The 21,766-nt window shown below is 61.3% G+C and carries 17 protein-coding genes and 2 pseudogenes; 13 read left to right on the top strand and 6 right to left on the bottom strand.

Going from position 1 to position 21,766, the window contains the following annotated elements:
• Positions 1 to 97: 97 nt before the first annotated feature.
• The 7 genes from AB8B33_RS11715 to AB8B33_RS11685 all read left to right on the top strand — a co-directional run bounded on the left by AB8B33_RS11715 (position 98) and on the right by AB8B33_RS11685 (position 12,690).
• Entirely contained in the window at positions 98 to 1,261 is a 1,164-nt protein-coding gene (locus tag AB8B33_RS11715) for an acyltransferase family protein (RefSeq protein WP_439015491.1), read from the top strand.
• A gap of 219 nt (positions 1,262 to 1,480) precedes the next feature.
• Positions 1,481 to 6,820 (top strand): DUF4082 domain-containing protein, encoded by a 5,340-nt coding sequence (locus tag AB8B33_RS11710; protein ID WP_439015490.1) that lies wholly within the window; start codon positions 1,481 to 1,483, stop codon positions 6,818 to 6,820.
• Positions 6,821 to 6,867: 47 nt separating this feature from the next.
• Positions 6,868 to 8,100, top strand: coding sequence for a GTP-binding protein (locus AB8B33_RS11705; RefSeq protein WP_439015489.1), 1,233 nt, complete (start codon positions 6,868 to 6,870; stop codon positions 8,098 to 8,100).
• A 67-nt stretch (positions 8,101 to 8,167) separates the two neighbouring features.
• Positions 8,168 to 8,476 carry a hypothetical protein gene (locus AB8B33_RS11700; protein ID WP_113325782.1) on the top strand — a complete coding sequence of 103 codons (309 nt, stop codon included), beginning with the start codon at positions 8,168 to 8,170 and terminating at the stop codon, positions 8,474 to 8,476.
• 42 nt (positions 8,477 to 8,518) lie between these two features.
• On the top strand, positions 8,519 to 10,663 hold the full coding sequence (locus AB8B33_RS11695) for a peptidase domain-containing ABC transporter (protein WP_310386245.1): 2,145 nt from the start codon (positions 8,519 to 8,521) through the stop codon (positions 10,661 to 10,663).
• The gene (locus AB8B33_RS11690) at positions 10,660 to 12,102 is read left to right on the top strand and encodes an HlyD family type I secretion periplasmic adaptor subunit (RefSeq protein WP_439015488.1); all 1,443 of its coding nucleotides are present in this window, start codon (positions 10,660 to 10,662) and stop codon (positions 12,100 to 12,102) included. The genes AB8B33_RS11695 and AB8B33_RS11690 overlap by 4 nt, the downstream gene beginning before the upstream one ends.
• Before the next feature lie 228 nt (positions 12,103 to 12,330).
• On the top strand, positions 12,331 to 12,690 hold the full coding sequence (locus AB8B33_RS11685; protein WP_439015487.1) for a hypothetical protein: 360 nt from the start codon (positions 12,331 to 12,333) through the stop codon (positions 12,688 to 12,690).
• Between the two features lie 179 nt (positions 12,691 to 12,869).
• Here the strand turns inward: AB8B33_RS11685 and AB8B33_RS11680 are convergent, their stop codons facing one another.
• A complete protein-coding gene (locus AB8B33_RS11680) occupies positions 12,870 to 13,562 on the bottom strand; it encodes a hypothetical protein (protein ID WP_439015486.1) in 693 nt (230 codons plus the stop codon).
• Between the two features lie 192 nt (positions 13,563 to 13,754).
• Between AB8B33_RS11680 and AB8B33_RS11675 the strand changes: the two are divergent.
• Positions 13,755 to 14,033 (top strand): annotated as a pseudogene (locus AB8B33_RS11675) (TetR-like C-terminal domain-containing protein); the annotation flags it as partial.
• 292 nt (positions 14,034 to 14,325) lie between these two features.
• Positions 14,326 to 15,243 (top strand): DUF1003 domain-containing protein, encoded by a 918-nt coding sequence (locus AB8B33_RS11670; protein WP_439015485.1) that lies wholly within the window; start codon positions 14,326 to 14,328, stop codon positions 15,241 to 15,243.
• Positions 15,244 to 15,264: 21 nt separating this feature from the next.
• Here AB8B33_RS11670 and AB8B33_RS11665 read toward each other — a convergent pair whose 3' ends face one another.
• From AB8B33_RS11665 to AB8B33_RS11655, 3 genes are all read right to left on the bottom strand, one after another.
• On the bottom strand, positions 15,265 to 15,642 hold the full coding sequence (locus AB8B33_RS11665) for a hypothetical protein (RefSeq protein WP_439015484.1): 378 nt from the start codon (positions 15,640 to 15,642) through the stop codon (positions 15,265 to 15,267).
• A 211-nt stretch (positions 15,643 to 15,853) separates the two neighbouring features.
• Positions 15,854 to 16,174, bottom strand: a complete 321-nt coding sequence (locus tag AB8B33_RS11660) for a DoxX family protein (protein WP_439015483.1) — start codon at positions 16,172 to 16,174, stop codon at positions 15,854 to 15,856.
• Position 16,175: 1 nt separating this feature from the next.
• Positions 16,176 to 16,556 carry a DUF4267 domain-containing protein gene (locus AB8B33_RS11655; RefSeq protein WP_439015482.1) on the bottom strand — a complete coding sequence of 127 codons (381 nt, stop codon included), beginning with the start codon at positions 16,554 to 16,556 and terminating at the stop codon, positions 16,176 to 16,178.
• Positions 16,557 to 16,674: 118 nt separating this feature from the next.
• On the opposite strand from AB8B33_RS11655, the gene AB8B33_RS11650 reads away from it, so the two are divergent.
• Entirely contained in the window at positions 16,675 to 17,286 is a 612-nt protein-coding gene (locus AB8B33_RS11650; RefSeq protein ID WP_439015481.1) for a TetR/AcrR family transcriptional regulator, read from the top strand.
• 39 nt (positions 17,287 to 17,325) lie between these two features.
• Here AB8B33_RS11650 and AB8B33_RS11645 read toward each other — a convergent pair whose 3' ends face one another.
• Positions 17,326 to 18,924, bottom strand: a complete 1,599-nt coding sequence (locus AB8B33_RS11645) for a GMC oxidoreductase (RefSeq protein ID WP_439015480.1) — start codon at positions 18,922 to 18,924, stop codon at positions 17,326 to 17,328.
• A gap of 399 nt (positions 18,925 to 19,323) precedes the next feature.
• Here AB8B33_RS11645 and AB8B33_RS11640 point away from each other — a divergent pair, with 399 nt between their 5' ends.
• A complete protein-coding gene (locus AB8B33_RS11640; RefSeq protein WP_439015479.1) occupies positions 19,324 to 19,872 on the top strand; it encodes an isochorismatase family protein in 549 nt (182 codons plus the stop codon).
• A gap of 147 nt (positions 19,873 to 20,019) precedes the next feature.
• Positions 20,020 to 20,103: pseudogene (locus tag AB8B33_RS11635) on the top strand (IS5/IS1182 family transposase); the annotation flags it as partial.
• 13 nt (positions 20,104 to 20,116) lie between these two features.
• Here the strand turns inward: AB8B33_RS11635 and AB8B33_RS11630 are convergent.
• Entirely contained in the window at positions 20,117 to 21,109 is a 993-nt protein-coding gene (locus tag AB8B33_RS11630) for an ornithine cyclodeaminase family protein (protein WP_113321287.1), read from the bottom strand.
• A gap of 137 nt (positions 21,110 to 21,246) precedes the next feature.
• Between AB8B33_RS11630 and AB8B33_RS11625 the strand changes: the two genes are divergently transcribed.
• Positions 21,247 to 21,708, top strand: a complete 462-nt coding sequence (locus AB8B33_RS11625; RefSeq protein ID WP_024324002.1) for an Lrp/AsnC family transcriptional regulator — start codon at positions 21,247 to 21,249, stop codon at positions 21,706 to 21,708.
• Positions 21,709 to 21,766 lie beyond the last annotated feature (58 nt).

Raw genomic sequence — 21,766 nt, 5'->3', positions numbered from 1 at the left:
ATCATGTTTAGGATGCATCCGGAATTATTACTCCATCGCCGTGGTTGTGCTTCACCGGCTGGCTGGAGGGCGTAAGGCTCGGTTTTCCGGAGGGGCGATGAAGAGCTTTGGCGAGGTGCTGGCGGGCTATCAGGGCCTTGCTCCAGGTTTCAATTTCCTGCGCCTCGCGCTGGCGCTTACCATCGTTTTCTATCATGTCGTCATTGCTGACGGCTACTGGGATGCCGGCACCGGCCCTTTCCTGTGGTTCTTCGAATACAGTCTGGTGCCGATGTTTTTCGCCTTGAGCGGCTTCCTGATCACGGCCAGCGCCCAGCGGCTCGACCTCGCAAATTTCCTGCTCAATCGCGCGCTCCGCATCGTCCCCGCGCTCGCGGTCGATATCCTGATCTGTGCCTTCATCATCGGCCCGGCCGTCACCACGCTGCCGCTTGGCGAATACTTCACTGATGCAGGCTTCTTTGCCTATCTCATGAACATCATCGGCGCGATCCATACCGAACTGCCCGGCGTCTTCACAGGCAACCCGACCCCGCAGGTCAACGGTGCGCTCTGGACCATTCCCTGGGAGATCATCTGCTACACCATCATGTCGGTCATGATGATCACAGGTGTGGTGCGGCGGCCGGCGGCGACTTTCCTGCTGCTTGCGGGTTACGTCTTTACCGGCCTTGCAGTCGAGCATTTCATGCCCGCCGGGGCTCAGAACGGTTCGACCCTTCATGCGCTGTTCGTCAGCCGCGGCGCCCAACTCGTCACGGCCTTCCTCAGCGGCATCCTTGCCTATCAGCTGCGCGACCGGATCCCGATGAGCAGGATGGCGCTTTATGCCTGCATCGCCATTGCGCTGACCGCCATGATCGTGCTCGACACGAGGGCGACCCACAGCGTCGCCAACCGGCTGATCCTGATCCCCGTTCTAACCTACATCACCATCCATGCCGGCCTGTCGCGCCTGCCGCTGCCGAAAAGTCTTGAGCGCGGCGATTATTCCTACGGCGTCTATCTTTACCATGTGCCGTTCATCCAGCTCGCGATCTTCCTGGCGCCGTCGGTCTTCGTCGGCACAGTTCCTGGCGTCGTCATGCTGACGGCGGTAACGGTCGCCGTCGTTCTCTGCGTCGCCGCAGTCTCCTGGCACCTCATCGAAAAGCCCGTCCTGTCGCTGAGGCGCTTTGCGCTGACGGGCAGGGTGACCGGCGCCGGAGAAAGCCGGGCGGCGATGGCGCCTGCCGCGGCCTTGGAAGGGTCGAGCCGGTAACGGCAACCCGAATTCCCCTCAACCTTCACAGGCAAACCTGCTGCCATGCCAACCCGCCATGCCGAGGGGTCATCATATGGGCGTAGGGGGCACCACCCGCATACCCCTGATTGCTGTCGTTCGTTCCCATGCGAAAGCTGCCAGAATGCATATCTTGAAATGCTGCTTCATGGGGCCGGTTGAGGGGCAGGTCCAGGAGGCGGGTGGACGGGAAGGGGGATGCCGCTTATGCGGAGAATTCGCGTTAGTAACCTTGAGTATCTGAGTACATTTGGTGGAGCGTTGAGTATCTGTCGTGCACCCTCAGCCTGGAGCGCAGTGCTGGGAACCGCGACGGTTGTGTCATCAGCGAGTACCGATGGTTCCCTAAGCTTTGCCAGTCAGCGCAGCTTCGCCACTCCCGACGGCGCCGCCGTCCCGTCCTCCTTCGCAAGTCCGTCTTCCTTTCTCGGGAATATCATGCAGCCTGCCGCGCTGATCTCATCGGGCGGCGTGCAGACTGCCTCGATACCGCCGACGGCGATATCAGCGCCTTCGGGCGACGGCGGCACGCAGGATACGTCCACCAAGACGGCGTCGATCCTCCCGGCGCTGCAGACGACGACCACGACAAAAGAGCGGACCGTGCTCGGCCCGGACCCGTACCAGGAGGCTGCTACGCTGCCGTCGGCGCCCGTGCTGACGGGCATTACCAGCGATGCCGGCACGGCAGGCCCTACCACGTCTCCGACCGATCCTGCCGCCGGTTCCGGCACGACGTCGTTACTCCTTCAGACCTCGATAGCCTCCATCTCGGTGCAGCCGAGCGAGAGCGTTTCCGCCGAGACCCCCGTGGGATCGGTGGCGCTCGCAGCGCCGGCCGCTGCGGCTGCTGCTGCGCCGACGCTCAACAAGATCGCGCTCGAGAACATGAAGCAGGGCAACCCCATCAGCGAATGGGGACTGGAGGGCGATGGCAACGGCACCATCCAGGGCTTTGCCACCGAAATCAGCACCAATATCGGCCAGACGGTCGATTTCAAGATCGCCACGGATTCCACCCATTACCGCATCGATATCTATCGCATGGGCTATTATGGCGGGGCCGGCGCGCGCAAGGTGGACTCGATCGAGAAATCGCTGACCACGGCGCAGATCCAGCCGCACCCGATCGTCGACATGTCGCTCGGTCTCATCGATTGCGGCAACTGGTCGGTATCGGCCAGCTGGCAGATCCCTGGCGATGCCGTCTCGGGCGTCTATTTCGCCAAGCTGGTGCGCGAGGACGGCACCGAGGATGCAAGCATCATCCCGTTCGTCGTGCGCGACGATGCCTCGACCAGCAATATCGTCTTCCAGACCTCGGATACGACATGGCAGGCCTATAATGCCTGGGGCGGCGCCAGCCTCTATTATGGCGAAGTGCCGGTCGATCCCGCCGACATGATCGGCTACCTGCCGCCAAACTGCAGCTGCGGCCTGCAGGCCATCGGCCGCGCCTCGGCGGTCAGCTATAACAGGCCGATCATCACCAATACGAGCCCGATCGGCGGTTCGCACGATTACATTTTCGGCGTCGAATCCTCCGCCATCTCGTGGCTGGAGCAGAACGGCTACGACGTGTCCTATATCTCGGGCGTCGATGCGACGCGCAACGGCGCGCTGCTGCTCAACCACGATGCCTATCTCTCCGTCGGCCATGACGAATACTGGTCTGCCGAACAGCGCGCCAATGTCGAGGCAGCCCGCGATTCCGGCGTCAACCTCGCCTTCTGGAGCGGCAACGAATGCTACTGGAAGGTTCGCTGGGAGAGCAGCATCGACGGCAGCGGCCAAGCCTACCGCACCATGGTCTGCTACAAGGAAACCTGGGGCACGAGCTCGGATCCGAGCGGTGTCGGCACCGGTACCTGGCGCGATCCGCGCTATGCCGATCCGGGGCAGAAGCCGGAGAATGCGCTGACGGGCACGATGTTCCAGGTGGACAGCTACCGCCAGGATACGATCTCCATCCCCTACGACTATTCGAACCTGCGCTTCTGGCGCAATACCGATGTTTCCCAGCTGAATGAAGGCGATACCTACAATCTGGTGCAGAACCTGCTCGGCTACGAGTGGGATTCCGATGTCGAGAACGGCTTCCGGCCGGATGGTCTCGTCAACCTGTCGCTCTCGTCCATCTCGGTAGAAACCTATCTGCGCGATTACGGCGCGACGGTCGGTTCCGCCGTCGCCACCCACAGCCTCACCATGTACCGGGCCGCAAGCGGCGCGCTCGTCTTCGGCGCAGGCACCGTCTTCTGGTCCTGGGGGCTCAGTGATAACCACCAGGGCCCGACGACATCGACCGATCGCAACGTCCAGCAGGCGATGGTCAACATGTTCGCGGACATGGGCATCCAGCCGACGACGCTCGATGCGAGCCTGATCCTTGCGACCCAATCGACCGACACGCTGAAGCCGACCTCGTCGATCTCGTCGCCCATCATCGGAGCAAGCTTCCTCGAAGGCCAGCACGTCACGATCACGGGCACGGCGCAGGATTTCGGCGGCGGCATCATTGCCGGCGTGGAAGTCTCCACCGATGGCGGCCAGCACTGGTTCAAGGCCACCGGCCGCGAGAGCTGGAGCTATAACTGGGTCGTCCAGGCAAGCGGCACTTACACCGTCATGTCACGCGCTGTCGATGACAGCGTCAATCTGGAGGCGCCATCGACCGGCAAGCAGGTCACCGTCACGCTGCCCGGCACGCAGGGCCTATGGACGCTTGCGGAAAAGCCGGCGACCGAAGTGGCGATCGATCGCGATCCGGTCGAACTCGGCCTGCGCTTCCAGGCGACGACCGCAGGTTCCGTGCAGGGCATCCGCTTCTACAAGGGCTTCTACAATATCGGCGATCATGTCGTCAGCCTCTGGTCCAGCGACGGGACGCTGCTGGCAACGGGCGTATCGACGAATGAATCGCTCTCCGGCTGGCAGACGGTGATGTTCTCCTCGCCGATCCAGATTGCGGCCGGCACGACCTATGTGGCCTCCTATCACAGCAACGGCTTCTACTCCGTCACCGACAATTATTTCGGTAGCGGCAGCACCTATGCCAGCGGCGCGCTGAAGGCCGTCGATGGCGGCGGGGCCTATGCCTATAGCGACAATGCCGGCACATTCCCCGGCCTCAGCCCCGGCGGGTCCAACTATTGGGTGGACGTGGTCTTCGATGCCGGACCCAACAGCGTGCCAGTTGCCGGCGACGACAGCGGCCTGACGATTTCCCGCAACGGCACGCTGACGATCTCCATCGCCACGCTTCTGGCAAACGATACGGATGCCAATGGCGATGCGATGACGATCAGCGCCGTCGGCAATGCGCTCAACGGCACTGTTACCCTCAACAAGCAGAACGGCACGATCATCTTCACGCCGGCTGCCAATTATTCCGGTCCGGCAAGCTTCAGCTATACACTGTCGGATGGACGCGGCGGCACGGATCAGGCCAATGTCAGCCTCACCGTCGATCCGGGTCCGGCCGGCCAGTCGCTGTTTGCCGCCAATGAAGGGCCGACGGGCGGCAGCATCCAGGAAAATTCGCCGCTCGAACTCGGCATGAAATTCACGGCCTCGGTGAGCGGCACAATCACCGGTATCCGCTTCTACAAGGCTGCCGGCGATACCGGGCCGCATACCGGCTCGATCTGGTCGGCGAGCGGCACTCTGCTTGCGACGATCAGCTTTGCGGATGAATCGGCCTCCGGCTGGCAGACCGCGGCATTCTCCAACCCGCTGCAGATCACGGCTGGCACGACCTATGTCGCCTCCTACCACACGACCGGCAGCTATGTGGCGACATCGGGCTATTTCAACTCGGCCCATACGAACGGCGCGCTGACGGGCCTTGCAGGCGCCAACGGCGTCTATTCCTACGGATCGGGCACGACATTCCCGACGTCCAGCTACCAGTCGTCGAACTATTGGGTGGATGTCGTCTTCAATCAGTCGACGACCAACACGGCGCCGGTCGCCGCCAATGACAATGGCTATACGACCTATTCCAACACCGCGCTTTCGATTGCCGCAGCAAGCCTGCTTGCAAACGACCATGATGCCGATGGCGATCCGCTCAGCATCACCGGCGCCAATGGCGCGGTCAACGGCACGGTGACGTTCAACAGCCAGACGAACAGCGTCACCTTCACGCCTGTTACCGGCTATACGGGCGTCGCAAGCTTCACCTATTCGGTTTCGGACGGGCATGGCGGCACATCGTCGGCAACTGTCAGCCTGACCGTCAATTCGCAGCCCGGCGGCGGCACGACATCAAGCCTGTTCACCAGCGCCGACACGTCGGGCGTTACCGCCGCCAATGACGCCAACTCGGTCGAGCTCGGCGTCAAGTTCATCGCTTCCGCCAATGGCCAGATCACCGGGCTCACCTATTACAAGAGCGCCCAGGATACCGGCACGCATGTCGGCTCGCTCTGGACGGCGAGCGGCCAACTCCTTGGGCAGGCAACCTTCATCAACGAGACGGCGAGCGGCTGGCAGACGGTTTCCTTCACGCAGCCGATCAACATCACCGCCGGCACCACCTATGTGGCGAGCTACCATTCCAACGGCTTCTATTCGGCAACGGCAAACTACTTCACGACAGACTATACGAGCGGTGCGCTGACGGCGCCGGCAAGCACGGTCAGCGGCGGCAACGGCGTCTATGCCTATGGCACGGGCAGCCTGTTCCCGAACTCTTCCTACAATGCCAGCAATTACTGGGTCGACGTGCTCTATAAGCAGGGCGCGCAGAATACGGCTCCGGTCGCCGCCAATGACAGCGGCTTTACGACAAACACAGGCACGCCTGTTACCATCCAGGCCTCGGCACTCACTGCCAATGACAGCGATGCCGATGGCAATACGATCTCGATCACCGGGGTCAGCGGTGCGGTCAACGGCACGGTTTCCTTCGACAGCCAGGCGCAGACCGTCACTTTCACGCCGACGGCGGGATATTCGGGGCCGGCGAGCTTCAGCTATGCCATTGCCGACGGGCAGGGCGGCACGGCATCAGCTGAAGTTTCGCTCGCCGTCAACAACCCGGCTGCAGGACCGGAGCAGAACCTCTTTGCCGCCAATGCGACACCCTCGGTCATCTCTGTCAACGACAACCAGCCGGTCAATCTCGGCATGAAATTCCAGGCCGATACGGCAGGCTGGATCACCGGCATCCGCTTCTACAAGGGGGCCGACAATACAGGCCCGCACAACGGCTATCTGTGGACGGCTTCGGGCACTCTGCTCGGCAGCGTCACCTTCAACAACGAGACGGCCAGCGGCTGGCAGACCGCGCAGCTTACCCAGCAGGTCGCGATCCAGGCGGATACTACCTACGTCGTTTCCTACTCGACCAACGGCAACTACTCGGCAACAGGCAATTACTTCGGCAGCGAGGTGACGAACGGCGACCTCAAGGCGCTTGCCGGCAATAACGGCGTCTATGCCTACGGATCGGGCGGGCTGTTCCCGACGAGCAGTTACAACAGCACAAACTACTATGTGGACGTGGCGTTCAAACCGCAGCTCGCGGCGTAAAGCCTGCGAGGATGTAAGGCCAAGCATCGTAAAGGATGATCATATCGATGATGCGTGCAGACAACAGATTGCCGGTTACGGTTCTCGCCGGGTTTCTCGGCGCCGGCAAGACGACTGTCCTCAATCATGTACTGAGTAATCGTGAGGGTCGTCGGGTTGCTGTCATCGTCAACGATATGAGCGAGGTCAACATCGATGCGGACCTCGTGCGCGAGGGGGGTGCAGACCTCTCGCGCACGGACGAGACGCTGGTGGAGCTCACCAATGGATGCATCTGTTGCACCCTGCGCGACGATCTCCTGAGCGAGGTACGCCGGCTCTCCGCTGCCGACCGTTTCGATTATCTGCTGATCGAGGGCACCGGCATTGCCGAGCCGCTGCCGGTCGCAGCCACCTTCTCCTTCCGCAACGAGAGCGGCGCGGCACTCTGCGACGTGGCAAGGCTCGACACGATGGTCTGCGTCGTCGATGCGGTCAATCTTCTCGCCGATTACCAGAGCGCCGAGTTTCTTGCCGATCGCGGCGAAAGGCGTGACGGGGACGATGAGCGCAAGCTCGTCGAACTTCTCGTCGAGCAGATCGAATTTTCCGACGTCGTCATCATCAACAAGGCAGGCGAGGTGCCGCCCGCAATGCTCGCCGAGGTTCGCCAGGTCGTGGCGGCGCTCAATCCGGATGCCCGCGTCATCGAGGCGGTCTTCGGCCAGGTGCCGCTTGGCGCGATCATGGATACCGGCCTCTTCAGCGAGGCGAAGGCCGCTCGCCATCCTCTCTGGCACAAGGAGCTCTTCGGCTGGGGCGACCATGTGCCGGAGACCGAGGAATACGGCATTGCAAGCTTCGTCTATCGCAGCCGCCGGCCTTTCGATCCCGCGCGGCTCAGCGATTTCCTCGACAGGAAATGGCCGGGCCTCATTCGCGCAAAGGGCCATTTCTGGCTGGCGACAAGGCCTGATGAGATCGGCCTGCTGTCCATTGCCGGCACGCAATGCCGCATCGATACCAGGGGTTTCTGGTGGGCATCCGTGCCGAGGGCGCAATGGCCGCGTTATCCGCAGTTCCGCCAGCTGATCGACAGGCACTGGGACGATGTCTGGGGCGACCGCCGCCAGGAGCTCGTCTTCATCGGTTCCGGCTTCGACAGGCACGCCATCTGCAGTGCGCTCGACGATTGCCTTGCCGGGGAGGAAACGGGCTTCGATCCGGAGATTGCCACCGGACTTCGGGATCCGTTTCCGCCATGGCAGCACGCACATATGCATGCGCATTCAAAGAGTTAGAGCGTCCTAATGGACGTAAGACGCCCTAAGGTGAACGTGTTTTGATTATCAACCAGAGGAGAGAACAATGAGCAGCGAACTTTATGCAGACGGTATCGGCGAAATCACCATCACGGGCACGATCGTGCGCATCGACCTGATGTCGCTGTCGGCGACCGACCGCGATGCCAACAACAATCCGAAGCCGGTCTTCCGCCAGCGCATCATCATGCCGGTCGACGCCTTCGCCAATGCGGTCGATCTCATGCAGAAGGCGCTTGGCGGCCTGGTCGAGGCGGGTGCGGTTCGCCGGATCGGCGATATGTCGGCTGCCGCTGCCGCCGATATCCAGGCGGCGCAGGCCGGCGGGTCGAACGCTTCGCCGAACTTCAACTGATCAACAACTATCGCCTCGGTCTCGTATTGTTTCGGGTGGGCCATGAGTGGTTTTCTGCATACCAACCTGCATTGTCTTGCGCTCGTCGCACGTCATCACGGCGTCGATCTTTCTCCTGAGCGGCTGCAGCACGATTATGCTGTCGGCAACGATCCCGTTGCCGTGCGGCAGCTCTTGCGCATGGCAAAGGACGCTGGCCTGAGGGCCAAGCATCTCGATCTCAACTGGCGAAGCCTGTTCCAGCTCGGCGAGGCCTTCCCGGTGCTGGCCGAACTCAACAACGGCAACTGGGTGGTCATCGCCGGCGCTGTCGGGGAGGGCGAGGAGGAGAGAATCCGGGTTCTCGACCCACTTTCCTCGCGCGCCGAGGTGATCATGCTCAGCGAAGAGCAATTCGCCAGGGCCTGGCTCGGATCGGCGATCCTGCTGAAGCGTAATTATCGCATGTCCGATGAGGACCGGCCCTTCGGCTTCCGCTGGTTCGTCCCTGAGATCATCAAGCAGCGAAGCTTCTTCCGCGATGTCGCGCTCGCCGCCTTCGTGCTCTACGGCCTGGGGCTGATGACGCCGATCTTCTTCCAGCTCGTCATCGACAAGGTGCTCGTGCACCAGAGCTATGCGACGCTGACGGTTCTGACCGTCGGTATCGGGATCGCGCTGATCTTCGATGCGACCTTCAGCTTCCTGCGCCGCTATCTGCTGCTCTACGCCACGAACAGGATCGACATCCGCGTCGCCACCCGCACTTTCGGCCATCTGCTCAACCTGCCGATCGCGCTCTTCGAGCAGGCCTCGGCCGGCGTTCTCGTCAAGCATATGCAGCAGACGGGGCGCATCCGCGAATTCCTGACCGGCCGGCTGTTCTTGACGCTTCTCGACGGTGTCTCGCTCTTCGTCTTCGTGCCGATCCTGCTTCTCTACAGCGTCAAGCTGACGCTCGTGGTGCTCGGTTTCGCAGCCCTTGTCGGCATCGTGGTGATGATGCTCGTCGGGCCGTTCCAGCGCCGCCTGAAGGCGCTCTACCAGGCCGAAGGCGACCGGCAGGCCCTGCTGGTGGAAACCGTGCATGGCATGCGCACCGTCAAGTCGTTGGCGCTGGAGCCGCGCCAGCGCAAGGTATGGGACGATTATTCGGCCCAGTCGATCTCCGTGCGTTTCCGCGTCGAGAAGATCTCGACCATCGCCCAGTCGCTTACGGGACTTCTGGAAAAGCTGATGAGCGTTGCGATCATCGGTCTTGGCGCGCTCGATGTCTTCAGCGGCGCGATGACGATCGGTGCGCTGGTTGCCTTCAACATGCTCGCCGGCCGCGTCTCGGGGCCGCTCGTGCAGATCGTCACCATGGTGCATGAATATCAGGAAGTGGCTCTCTCCGTGCGCATGCTCGGCGAGATCATGAACCAGCGGCCGGAGCAGGCGGGCCGCGGGCGTGGCGTCCGGCCGCATCTGCATGGCCGCATCGAATTCGACAGGGTCAGCTTCCGCTATGCGCCTGATGCGGCGCCGGCGCTCGACAATGTCTCCTTCGCCATTCCGGCAGGCTGCGTCTTCGGCGTGGTCGGCAAGAGCGGCTCGGGCAAGACGACGATCACAAGGCTCATCCAGGGGCTCTACCAGAGCCAGGAGGGGCTGGTGCGCATGGACGGCTATGACAGCCGCGAGATCGACCTCGTGCATCTTCGAACCAGCATCGGCGTCGTGCTGCAGGATAATTTCCTGTTCCGCGGCTCGGTACGCGACAATATTGCCGCCGCCAAGCCCGATGCCAGCATCGAGGAGATCATGGAGGTCGCCCGCATTGCCGGCGCCGAAGAGTTCATCGAGCGCCTGCCGCGCGGCTTCGACACGATGCTGGAGGAAAATGGCTCCAACCTCTCGGGCGGCCAGAAGCAGCGGCTTGCCATTGCCCGCGCGCTGATCACCGATCCGAGGCTGCTGATCTTCGATGAGGCCACAAGCGCGCTCGACCCGGACAGCGAGGCGATCATCCGCGACAATCTCAGCCGCATCGCTGCCGGCCGCACTGTTATCATCGTCTCGCACCGGCTTTCGACGCTCGTCGATGCCGATGCCATTCTCGTCATCGATCGCGGCAAGGTCGCCGATATCGGCCGGCACGATCAGCTCGTGTCGCGCTGCATGACCTACCGCCACCTCTGGGCACAGCAGATGAGGCAGGTCGCATGAACGCGCACGTCAGAAAATCCGACGAAAACATGCCAGTTCCTTCAGGCAAGGGGCCATCAGCCAAGGGCCCGGAGAAGGGCAGGGAACTCACCGCCCGCCCGCCGCTGCCGCCGGCAATTGCCGAATTCCAGTCGGACGCCGTCGAACTCGAGGAACGCGCGCCGCCGCGCGTTGCCCGCATGACGCTCTACTGCGTGACCGCGCTGCTTGCCGCGGCGATCACCTGGGCCTCGGTCTCTTCCATTGACGAGGTGGTGATTGCGCCGGGCAAGCTCGTCACCACCCAGCCGACCATCGTCGTCCAGCCGCTCGAAACCTCGATCATCCGCACGATCGACGTGAAGGCCGGCGAGGTGGTGCGGGCCGGCCAGACACTGGCGACGCTCGACGCCACCTTCAGCCAGGCCGATGTCGGACAGCTGAGGGCGAAGTTTTCGGCCCTCGACGCCCAGGTGAAGCGCCTGGAGGCCGAGCTTGCCGGCGAGGATTATTCGAAGATTGCCGGCAACACGAAGGATGAGCAGCTGCAAGTGCAGCTCTTCGGCCAGCGGCGGGCCTTCTACATGGCGCAGCTGCAGAATTTCGAACAGCAGATCGCCGGCCAGTCGTCCGTGCTTGCGGCAAACCGCAATCAGGAGGCCGTGCTGAACGACCGGCGCGACAATCTCTCGCAGATCGAGGCGACGCGAAAGAAACTCTATGACAAGGAAAGCGGCTCGCTTCTCACCATGCTCGGCTCGCGCGACGCCCGCCTCGATGTCGAGGCTGATATCACCGCGGTGCGCGGCAAGGCCGACGAGGCAGTCCACGCCTATGCGAAACTGCGCGCCGATCGCCAGGCCTTCATCGAGGATTTCCGCCGCGCCGCGATGGAGCAGCTCGTCGACCTGCGCGGCCAGCGTGACATGGCGGGCGAAGAACAGAAGAAGATGGAGCTGCGCCGCAACATGGTGGCGCTGACCGCACCGGCAGACGCAGTCGTGCTCGATCTCGCCCAGCGCTCGGTCGGTTCCGTCGTGCGCGAGGCCGAGCCTGTGGTGACCCTGGTGCCGATCAACGTGCCGCTCGAAGCCGAAGTCTCGATCAACACCCGCGACATCGGCCGCATCGCCGTCGGCAAGGAAGCCCGCATCAAGCTCGACGCCTATCCCTTCCAGAAATACGGCACGGCGACAGGCGAAGTGCGAACGATCAGCGAGGACACTTTCCTCACCGGCCAACCGGAACAGACCGCCACCCCGAGCCAGCCATCCGCCCCCTTCTTCAAGGCGCGCATTCTGCTTGCGGATACAAGGCTGAATGCTGCCGGAGCGCCGGTAAGATTGCTGCCGGGCATGACAGTGTCGACGGAGATCAAGGTCGGCCAACGGACGGTGATCTCCTATTTCCTCTATCCGCTGCTGCGCGGGCTGGATGATGCGATACGCGAACCGAATTGAGGGGTCCGCCGGCGAGGTGTAGGCGAGGGGCCACCTACACGAGCCAGGGAATGGGGGTGGCGCTGTCGCTGATGGCGCTGCCCCCAGACCTGTCGGAATCGCCGGGGGGATTCTGTTCTGGTGGACCTGGGCGCTCGTGTCTTGCTTTGTAATCCGCAACGGATTCTCGTTCAGAGGTAAAAAAGCAGACCAGTCGACCTTACCTGGTTGGCTTTCAGGGAGCGCCCAATGACATTCAGTTCTACCGCTGTCGTGACAGTCGCGGCGATTTTAACTGGAGCGGCGACTGGTTATATCATGCCCATGAAGCGTCCCGCGCCATGCCCAAACGATATCGCTCCACGCTCAGCGTTAGGAGGAAAGCCCGCGATCGCTGCTTTCTACAATCGTGGAACAGCGCCGGTTCTGATCTCTTGGATGGCACCGGAAGGCTACGAAGTAATGTACGGGGAGGTTGCCCCCGGAAAATCGGTCGCCTATAGCACGTTTGATTCCTATAAGTGGTTGTTACGCAACAAAGACGGAAGTTGCATTGCGGCCGTGAAGCCGATCGACCGGTATTACAGTGTCGCTGGCCGCGATCCGTAATTGGCGCCGGTCTTCGCCAATCTCACGACCATACGGCACGCCGCTTGGCTTGAACGTGGATTGGATCGGCGGAAGCGAGATGATCAAACGGGGCACACCCAACTTCACGAAATTAGCTTCCTGAATTTCCGTGCGGTTGTGTTTCCGAAGGGAGGAGGGGCGGCCATCAATGCCGCTAATCATCCCGCATAAGCGAAAAAAACTTTGCCGCGACCTGGATCGACTATCGTGACGCTGCCGCCTGTTCCGTATGAGTAGAATGATCCGGTTGACTGGATCGCTTTGTCCGCTTCACCGTCGCGCCCGTCTTTAATCGAGATATCGAAGCCGTACTTTCCCAGGTATTCAGAGATCGTCGGCGGATGGCCCTCTGGAAGCTCCACGGACATCATATCTGGATCGTCGTCGTAAGGATGCCACCTGTCCAAGGCTGCTTCGTCGCTACGGTCGTCGACCGGTGTTGCGTGCCAGACTCCCTGTCCTCCTGAAAGCATGTCCTTCAGGTGGCTTCCCTGTTTTCGTGCCCAGTCTGCGCTCGTATCGGTCAGCCGATAGACAACGAACCCGGTCTCATTGTCGCCGGGCATGAAACCGACGCCCCAGGATTCCTCCAGGCGATACTCGATCTCTGCTACTTCAAGTGGTTCGGGAACGCGTGCGAGAACAAAGTTTCGCTCCCAGATTTTCATCCCAACGAAGAGCGATACGATCGCCCCCAGACCAAAAGCGACAATCAGACTTCTTCGGACGGACTGGTCGGGTCGCGTTCGTCGCCAGAGACGGCGTAGCCAAAGAAAGAAAATTGCAATTGTGGCGACGAAAAACAGAATCAAAATGGCGAACACGCACAGCATGAAAACGACGAAGTTCATACGGACCTATCGGAGATGAATGGAATTTTCCAAACGCGCAGACATCAATATTTTGCATGCCTGGCGATGCTCTGCAATTGAGGGTCTTAAGTCTCGTCCGCGATCCATGCGAGCGAAGCTCCATGCGGGTCGGTCCAGGCGACAGGAGAGCGGTTCACAGACAGGAGGAAGCGCCCGGGTGGCCAGCTTGTTCCTGCGCGCGTGGCGGCCATATTCATCCTGCCGACCCAGTTGCGGTTCGCGCAGGCTGATACGAGACCGGAGCTTCGGGCCGGTTTCGAGGCGCTGGCGGCAGCGGTATCCCCGTTCTGCGCCGATGCTGACATCGTGACCGAGACTTTCTGGGCAGCGCTTCACGGGCTTGTCGAGTTCGAACGTTCCGGCCGCATCAGGCCCGGCATGCGTGACCAGCGGATCGCGCTCGTCGTTCGGGCGATCGTGGAGGCGGGGCGCAATCCGCAGGGCCGTGGCTCGCATTATCCGGTCGCGAACCGCTCGTCCCTTGTGCGAGCCTCAGAGGCAAAAACCTCACCCTACGGCACCTCATCCGACCCTTCGGGCCACCTGACCAGGGTCGAGCCGCGTGTCTCGACCCGTCCTTCGGACCCCCGCGGGGGAGAAGGGAAATACCGCGCCGTCTCTACATTCTCAAATGCGTCACTGCCTGAAACGCTCAGTCCCCTCAATTTACGATGAAATTCATGTCACAATCCTGTTCGAATTGATCGCTAGACGGGCGAAAATTGCGAGCGAGGATCAGCAGATGGCAGAAGAGAAGCCCCTGGATTTAACGGGCGAAATCGTCGACTTCGATGCCGGGCACGGGGAGGCCGCCACCGTCGAGATGGACGACTATTCCAAGAGCCTGGCGCAGGCGAAGGCAAAGTCGGTCAAGCTGGTGGACGCGATCACGGGCCACACACTGAAGAAGAAGGACGCCTTCCATTTTGACGATCTGCGTCCCGCGCTCGCCGATTTCGTGCGGCAGAAACACCCTGGCATCCGCTCGGACGACTATATCAGCCGCAAGATGGTCGATGACTATCGCGGCCAGTACATTGCCGAATTGCTGCGCGACGAACGCGGCGAGCTCTCCAACCTCGAGGACGAGGTCGTCGAGAGCCTGAAGACCCATGACACGCTCGCCGAAAACATCGAAGAGGATTACGAGGAACACCGTTCGCTCGGCGATCGTGTCGCCGATGTCGTCGCGACCTTCGGCGGAAGCTGGACCTTCATCATCTCCTTCTGCTTCTTCCTCGCCGTCTGGATGGGGATCAACCTGCTGCTTGGCGAGAAGGCTGCCTTCGACGTCTATCCCTTCATCCTGCTGAACCTCATCCTTTCGACCATCGCCGCCCTGCAGGCGCCGATCATCATGATGAGCCAGCGCCGCCAGGAAGCGAAGGACCGGTTGCGGGCGCTCAACGACTACAAGGTCAATCTCAAGGCCGAGCTGGAAATCCGCCACCTGCATGAAAAGGTCGACCACCTGCTGAACCGGCAGTGGGAACGGCTGACGGAGATCCAGCAGATCCAGATCGAAATGATGCTGGAACAGGCCAAGGCCGCCAATCGGGCGCTGAAGTTGAGCAAGGCGCAAAAATCCAAGACCAATGCGCTCAAGAGCCTTTTCAGCACCAAGCCTGCGGCGGACGAGACCGACGAAAAGGGGGAATAGCCGGTCCAGCCGGTTCGGCGATCACCATGAGTTGAGGCCGAGATCGCGCTTGGCGTTCATGACGCGCACGGAGTTCGGGCCGGTCTTGTTCCAGGTCTCGCAGATTTCCTTTCCGGCGTCCCGGCCGCCTTTCCAGGTTCGGCAAAACTTGTTGCCGGCGATGTGCCATTTGCCTTCGATCAGGATCACGTCACCGTTGTCGAGCTTGACCTGACCCTTGGCGGTCCCGTCCTTCGATATGGACAGCGTGCCGCTATATCCTTCCTTCGGTCCACCAAGGGTGAGTTCCTTGCCGTTTGACAACAGGGCCGTCAGTTCCTTGCCGGTCATCGCGGTCGCGGCGATTGCGGGGAATGCGCCGAAAACAAGGATCGTTGCGAGAGCTGCGATGCGCTTCATGGTTCTTCCTCCACCTGGATGTTGATGATCTTCGACTGCGTCTTCCCAACCTGCCGGGGAAATGATGCACTCCAGGTCCCGATAACAACAATTAGCCATTGCTGATTATGGTATGAAAGATCATTGGCGCCCGGAAAATGTTCTAACAGATGTTGTGCTATCGTGAATTGTGCAACCTCTTGAATCCCGTCAGGGTATATGCTCACGGTGCTCAGGATGAGATCGTGGCAAGGGCGATCAGGCTGACGAAGACACTCAGCGGCGGAAGGTGCTGAGTGTCGCGGTGGCGCAGAACAGTGAAAATCGCGGCTGCGATGACGACCGCCCCAAGCGCCAGGCCGGGAATGCGGCTGACGGGAAGCGCAATCAGGGCGGCGCTCGATATTTCAAGTCCGCCCGTCAAAATACCCCACCAGCGCGGATAGCCCCACCGGGCAAAATCGCTTCGCGTCGCTGATGTGCCGATCGCATTGACGATCCCCGCGCCTGAGAATGCGACAACAAGGAACCAGAGTGAGAGAGCATGAACCATCTCAGTGCGCACCTGTGATCATGGGAATGGCAGCCAGGAGCATGATTGCAGCCGTGAGGCCATGAATGCCGAAGGCGCTTTTCGTGGAGCCTTTCGCCGCGAGAATGACCAGCATGTCGCCGACAGGGATCATTGCCTCGATCAGCAGGACGATGCCGATCTCCCGTTGGACACCCCACAGCAGGAAGGCAAGCACGAGCAATCCCGCCACGATGTCGCGAACGCCCTTGAGGCGAAGCCACGAGGGGATATCAGGGTCATTTCCAGGAAGCGGCAGGCCAAAACTGCGCACCATGGTCGTCGGGCTCGCAATATAGCCGGTGCCGATCGCGATAATTGCGAGGGCCACAAGCAGGCCGATCCCATTCAGAAGCCAATCCATCATGCCATCCTTCTAGCGATTTGAAATAATCTAGCAGTGCTAGATATAAGCTAGCGTTGCTAGATATTCAAGCCGTGATATGATCCTAATGTCAGCGGGCAGGGCATGGAGGTTGGGAATGGGTATCGCAGAGCGAAAAAGCCGGGAACGCGCCGATCGCGAAGATCGTATCGTCGCGGCAGCCCGTGCAATTGCGGAGACCGAGGGATGGGACGCCGTCACGATCCGCCGCCTGGCCAAGGAGATCGAATACAGCCAGCCGGTCCTCTATTCACATTTCGAGAACAGGGACGCGATCGTAGCGGCAGTCGCAGTCGAGGGCTTCAGGGAGCTCACGGCCGTTCTTCGGGCGGCGGTGGACGGGGCGCACGACCGACGAGATGTCCTCACGGATGTCGCCATGGCCTATTTTGCCTTCGCGCATAGCCGCCCGTCGCTCTATCAGGCGATGTTTATCCTCCCGACCCAATTGCGGTTCGCCGAAGCCGACACGCGAGCGGAACTTCGGGCCGGTTTCGAGGTGCTGGCAGCAGCGGTCTCTCCGTTTTGCGCCGATGCGGAGATCGTGACCGAAACCTTCTGGGCGGCCCTTCACGGGCTTGCCGAGCTCGAACGGTCGGGCCGCATTCGGCCCGGCATGCGTGACGAACGTATCGCGCTCGTCGTCCGGGCGATCGTGGATGGAGGAGGCAACCCGCCGAGCCGTGGCCCACATCATCAGGGCGAATGACTGCTGGTGCCGGGCAGGGCGGAGGAGGCATGGCCTGCACTACCCCCGCAACTCCCCCTTCAGATGATCCGCCAATCGCAGCGCCAGCGCCACCGCCGGCAGGGTCGGATTGGCCTGTCCTGATACCGGGAAGACCGAGCTGCCGGCGACATAGAGGTTTTCGAGGTCGTGGCAGCGGCAGTTGCCATCGACAACGCTCGAGCGGGGCGAGGCGCCCATTCTGGTGAGCCCGATCTGGTGGTAGCCGTCGAGCGCCTGGCGGCGGACGGCGGTTTGCAGGCCGTCTTCGGGATGGAGCCATTCGAAGGTGCCGATCCGCCGTTTGCCGATCCATTCCGCCAGCGCATGGTGGCACCTGATCAGCGAGGCGAGATCTTCCTCGTCGAAGTCGAAACTGACGGCCAGCCGCTTCAGGCCGGTTTCATCGACCTCGGAGCTCAGCCGCACGCGGTTGGAAGCGACCGGTCGCTGTTCGCCATGATAGGCGAGCCAGTAGAGATGTTCGCCGTTCTTCACGAAGAAATTCGGCTGCCGCTCGGATTTCAGCGCTGCCGTCGTCAGCTGCAGGGCGGCGTTGAAGCTCTGCATGGGGTTTGCGACCATAGCGGACAGCGAGGTGGTGTCGGAGACGCTCGCCTTGAAGGACAGCCGGCGCATCTTGCGCCTGCCGGTGATCGCCCTGAACATGTTCAGCGTGGCGCGGGCGCCCGCCGTCGCATAGACCTCTTCCAGCGGCGGGCTGCGCAGCCAGAAGACGCTGTTTAAAAGATCGTGCTCGTTCTGCAGGGCGATGCTCGGTATCAGCCGCGAGCGGAACCAGGCGCCGGTGCCGTTTCGCCGGAAGAACATCTTTTCCATGAAGCTGCGATCGGTGAAGCGGATGCGGGCGAGCTCGCCGGCCAGATGTCCCATGTAATAGCGCCCGAGCGGGCCATCGACGCCGCCGAAAAGCCGCGGCGCGATTTCCTGCGCTGCGAGCAGCAGGCGGGCATTTTCGCGCCCGCCGCAGGCCAGCACGAAGATCGTTGCCCCCACGGAATGCAGCTTGCCGCGATGCCACACCATGAGCCGTTTCGTGCGGGCGCCTTCGCGATCGAGATCGAGCCCGATCACGGTTGCCTGGGTGACGAGGTGCAGGTTCGGCAGGCTTTCGATCAGAGCCCCATGCGCCTTGGCCATATCCGGCTCGCGGGCCCAGCTCTCGATCGAGGGTTCGAACTCACCTTCCATGTCAGGCATCTCGACGTCAGGCAGTTCGGCGCCGAGAAAGGTGCGGGCATCGTCATAATAGGCCCTGAAGGCGCTGTGCTCGATCGGCCAGCGGGCATCGCCGCGCGCCGGCCTGCCATCGAAATCGCTGTCGTCGAACTCCACGCACCGGCCGCCCCAGGCCTTCGAGGTGCCGCCGACTGCACGGCGGATCGTCAGGCTCGCTTCGGCATGGTGGGCGGTGCTGATGGAAGCCGCAGACGCCAGCCGGTTCGTCTTTTCCGAGATCGCCTTGCCGCCGGATTCCAGGAGCGCGACCGAAAGCCCCGACCGGGCAAGCGCGATGCCCAGCGCCAGACCGACAGGCCCAGAGCCGACGACGCAAACATCGACGCGCCCCGCGAGCAGGTTTTGAAGCGACGAAATCATTTCACCACCCCTGGCTATGATGGCGGGATCATAGCGGTATTTTGCGGTGTGGTGTAATGTAATTTTGGAGAATTCAGCCTTTGGTTGTCGCGGGGAACCATGAAGGCTCGCGGCATCGACAATGCGGATTGCAGCTTCGTCCTTTGGAGCAAACTTCGATCGGGTCACGTCGCTGTTGCCGTTTCGATCGAGGGGAGGCGGGGAATGCGAGGTGGGAGGCGCACGGCGGCTGACGCCCTTGCAGCCCAAGTCCACGAGGCTTCGGCCTCTTCCTACTTCTCGCTGGCGCAGAAGTGATGACCTGTTGACCCCGTTGCCCTGTTTTGCGAGCGACTTGGCCAGCCGCAAATGCTAGAGCTTTCCCAGAGCCCTTCAAGCGCGGAAAAGGACCAGGGAACCATGACCACCGCACTCCTCATTATCGATATGCAGATGGTCATGCAGGAGCGGCTCAATGCCGGGCGCGAGCGTGTGAACGGCGAAGCGGGAGAAAAGATCGCAGAGCTCGCCGCCACCTTCCGCGCCGCGCACAAGCCGGTCATCCATATCCGCCATCGCGACGCCGACGAGAGTTCGGCGCTGCATGAGACGGCGCCCGGCTACCAGCCGATGCCCTGCGCCGTGGCGCGGGAGAATGAACCTGTTTTCATCAAGTGCACGTCGTCTGGCTTCGCCTCGACCGAGCTCGAAGGCTATCTGCACGAGGTTGGCATCACGCATCTTGTCGTGGCAGGGGCGGTTGCCGGTTTCTGCGTCAATACCACCGCGCGCGCTGGCTCCGATCTCGGCTTCAAGATGAGCGTCGTCAGCGACGCCGTGCTCGGCTTCGACCTGCCGGATGCGCATCTGTCGGCCCGAGCGATCTTCGACGTGACGATGGCGCATCTGAAATCCGATTTCGCCGAGATCGTCGAGACGCGGCAGCTGACGGCCATGCAGCCTGCTTGATAGGGCCGGCCTGAGTTCAGCGCCCAGGTCGTGCGGACTCTTGGGATCCCCAAGGCTGAGCAAATCAGATTCAAGACTGTCTTCTGGAGGCAGTCATGGGTGTTTTGGATCGTCTGATTTTGCGTGATGTGCAATGGGAGCGGATATCGCCGCATAACGCGCTTCGAGAAAACGGCGAGAAACTACCTCGCCGTCGTCACCATCGCAGCAATCGTCCTATGGATCAGATAACAGTCCAGGCCGTCTAGAGAGAAATAGCTTGGCCCACACCCAGGCGTTTGGCCTCGCGGTAAGCGAGGTCGGCTGCCACCATATCCTCCATGGCGACGCCCATGGCCTTGTAGATCGTGATCTGCTGATCAGACGTCCGGCCTGATCGCTGCCCCAGCAACATCGCACCAAGATCGGTGCCTGCCTCGGGATCAATATTTGCGAGTTCGCAGCAGCCCACGGGTGTTGGCGCGAACGAATCCCGCGTCTCAACAAAGAGGGTGCCGCGAGCGATCAAATCGATCGGAAGTTCGCCGCCGGGCGGCGCGACACCAACCGAGGACACGTGCGTTCCTGGTCGAACCCATTCTGCGGATATTGCGGGGACATAGGAGTGCGTCGCGAGGCACACAACATCTGAAGAGCGTATCGCCGCCTCGAGGTCCTCGACGGCAGTGATGCCTTGATGACGTGAAGCCAGCGCCTGCGCATCAGCAAAATCTTTAGAGAACACTCGAATTTCCTGGAAATCGCGAACGAGCGGCAACAGGTGAAGGTGCTGGCTAGCTTGAACGCCCGCGCCCACGACGGTTGCGACCTTGGCATTGCGCCTGGCGAGCTCTCGCACCGAGAGGACCGCTGAGCCAGACGTGCGTACGGCCGTGATGTAGGTACCATCCATAATGCAAACAGGCATTCCTGTTTCTGGATCGAAGAGATGTATTGTTGCGAGGTGACTGGGGATGCCCCGGGCGATATTGCCTTCGAACACGTTGACCAGTTTTACGGTCAAATGCATTCCCTTCATCCAGGCCGGCATCGCCAACGAATAGCCCGCATTCGGAATATCGAGTTGTGGCCGCGCTGGATTGACGACACGACCGTCGGAGAGCGCTTTGAACCCGTCCGCTAGCGCGTCGAGCAGCTTGCGCAGGTCGATGCATGTTTTGACCTCCGCTTCGCTCAGCGAGAGAATCTTGATCTCACCTTTGGTGTGAGTGCTTAAGGCAGGTTGGGTTCTGTCCATGATGTTGCTTGCCTTCGTCTGGTTGGGGTTTGGTTACTTTCCAACCGTATTGCGGCAAACGGCGCGACGAAATATAGTAATTTCGACTTATTTGCGTGATTGTCGCGCATTCTAACCCAAGAAAGTGTGAATCAGAAATGAGTGACTTGGACCGTGTCGATCGGATGCTGCTCGGGCTATTGCAAGAAGATGGTCGCCGGACTGTTCTTGACCTCGCCGAACGCGTTGGATTGTCACCCACCGGCGCATCGCAGCGCATCAAGCGGCTTTTCAGTGAAGGCTTTATCCGCGCTGTGCGGGCTGTGCTCGAGCCTTCAAAGATCGGACGCGGCACGCTCGTCTTTATCGAGGTAAGGCTCGATCACACCGCGCCGCACGTCTTCGACCGCTTTGCAGAGGCTGTTGCGAAGGCACCCGAAATCATCGAATGTCATATGGTGATTGGTGGCTTCGACTACCTGGTCAAAGCACGAATAGCTGATATGGCGACGTTTCAGGAATTCCTGCAGCGGGTCATTCTGCCGCTTCCTGGCGTCAGAGAAACCCACAGTTACGCATCAATCGGTGATGTGAAGCCTGACGCATTGTTGCCGCTTTGACACCTCCGATTTTCCGGACCGGTTGAGACTGGAAATTCCAGTCCAGACCGAGTTTTCG

Origin of the sequence: Rhizobium sp. 768_B6_N1_8 (assembly GCF_051811225.1) — a bacterium.
GTDB lineage: Bacteria > Pseudomonadota > Alphaproteobacteria > Rhizobiales > Rhizobiaceae > Rhizobium.
Note: the sequence above shows the minus strand (reverse complement) of the source record. Positions and strands in the feature narration are given on the sequence as shown.

What these genes read in the sequence shown, in the direction of transcription:
- AB8B33_RS11715 (WP_439015491.1), top strand. Translation starts at nt 98, where the DNA reads ATGAAGAGCTTTGGCGAGGTGCTGGCGGGCTATCAGGGCCTTGCTCCA.
- AB8B33_RS11710 (WP_439015490.1), top strand. Translation starts at nt 1,481, where the DNA reads ATGCCGCTTATGCGGAGAATTCGCGTTAGTAACCTTGAGTATCTGAGT.
- AB8B33_RS11705 (WP_439015489.1), top strand. Translation starts at nt 6,868, where the DNA reads ATGATGCGTGCAGACAACAGATTGCCGGTTACGGTTCTCGCCGGGTTT.
- AB8B33_RS11700 (WP_113325782.1), top strand. Translation starts at nt 8,168, where the DNA reads ATGAGCAGCGAACTTTATGCAGACGGTATCGGCGAAATCACCATCACG.
- AB8B33_RS11695 (WP_310386245.1), top strand. Translation starts at nt 8,519, where the DNA reads ATGAGTGGTTTTCTGCATACCAACCTGCATTGTCTTGCGCTCGTCGCA.
- AB8B33_RS11690 (WP_439015488.1), top strand. Translation starts at nt 10,660, where the DNA reads ATGAACGCGCACGTCAGAAAATCCGACGAAAACATGCCAGTTCCTTCA.
- AB8B33_RS11685 (WP_439015487.1), top strand. Translation starts at nt 12,331, where the DNA reads ATGACATTCAGTTCTACCGCTGTCGTGACAGTCGCGGCGATTTTAACT.
- AB8B33_RS11680 (WP_439015486.1), bottom strand. Translation starts at nt 13,562, where the DNA reads ATGAACTTCGTCGTTTTCATGCTGTGCGTGTTCGCCATTTTGATTCTG.
- AB8B33_RS11670 (WP_439015485.1), top strand. Translation starts at nt 14,326, where the DNA reads ATGGCAGAAGAGAAGCCCCTGGATTTAACGGGCGAAATCGTCGACTTC.
- AB8B33_RS11665 (WP_439015484.1), bottom strand. Translation starts at nt 15,642, where the DNA reads ATGAAGCGCATCGCAGCTCTCGCAACGATCCTTGTTTTCGGCGCATTC.
- AB8B33_RS11660 (WP_439015483.1), bottom strand. Translation starts at nt 16,174, where the DNA reads ATGGTTCATGCTCTCTCACTCTGGTTCCTTGTTGTCGCATTCTCAGGC.
- AB8B33_RS11655 (WP_439015482.1), bottom strand. Translation starts at nt 16,556, where the DNA reads ATGGATTGGCTTCTGAATGGGATCGGCCTGCTTGTGGCCCTCGCAATT.
- AB8B33_RS11650 (WP_439015481.1), top strand. Translation starts at nt 16,675, where the DNA reads ATGGGTATCGCAGAGCGAAAAAGCCGGGAACGCGCCGATCGCGAAGAT.
- AB8B33_RS11645 (WP_439015480.1), bottom strand. Translation starts at nt 18,924, where the DNA reads ATGATTTCGTCGCTTCAAAACCTGCTCGCGGGGCGCGTCGATGTTTGC.
- AB8B33_RS11640 (WP_439015479.1), top strand. Translation starts at nt 19,324, where the DNA reads ATGACCACCGCACTCCTCATTATCGATATGCAGATGGTCATGCAGGAG.
- AB8B33_RS11630 (WP_113321287.1), bottom strand. Translation starts at nt 21,109, where the DNA reads ATGGACAGAACCCAACCTGCCTTAAGCACTCACACCAAAGGTGAGATC.
- AB8B33_RS11625 (WP_024324002.1), top strand. Translation starts at nt 21,247, where the DNA reads ATGAGTGACTTGGACCGTGTCGATCGGATGCTGCTCGGGCTATTGCAA.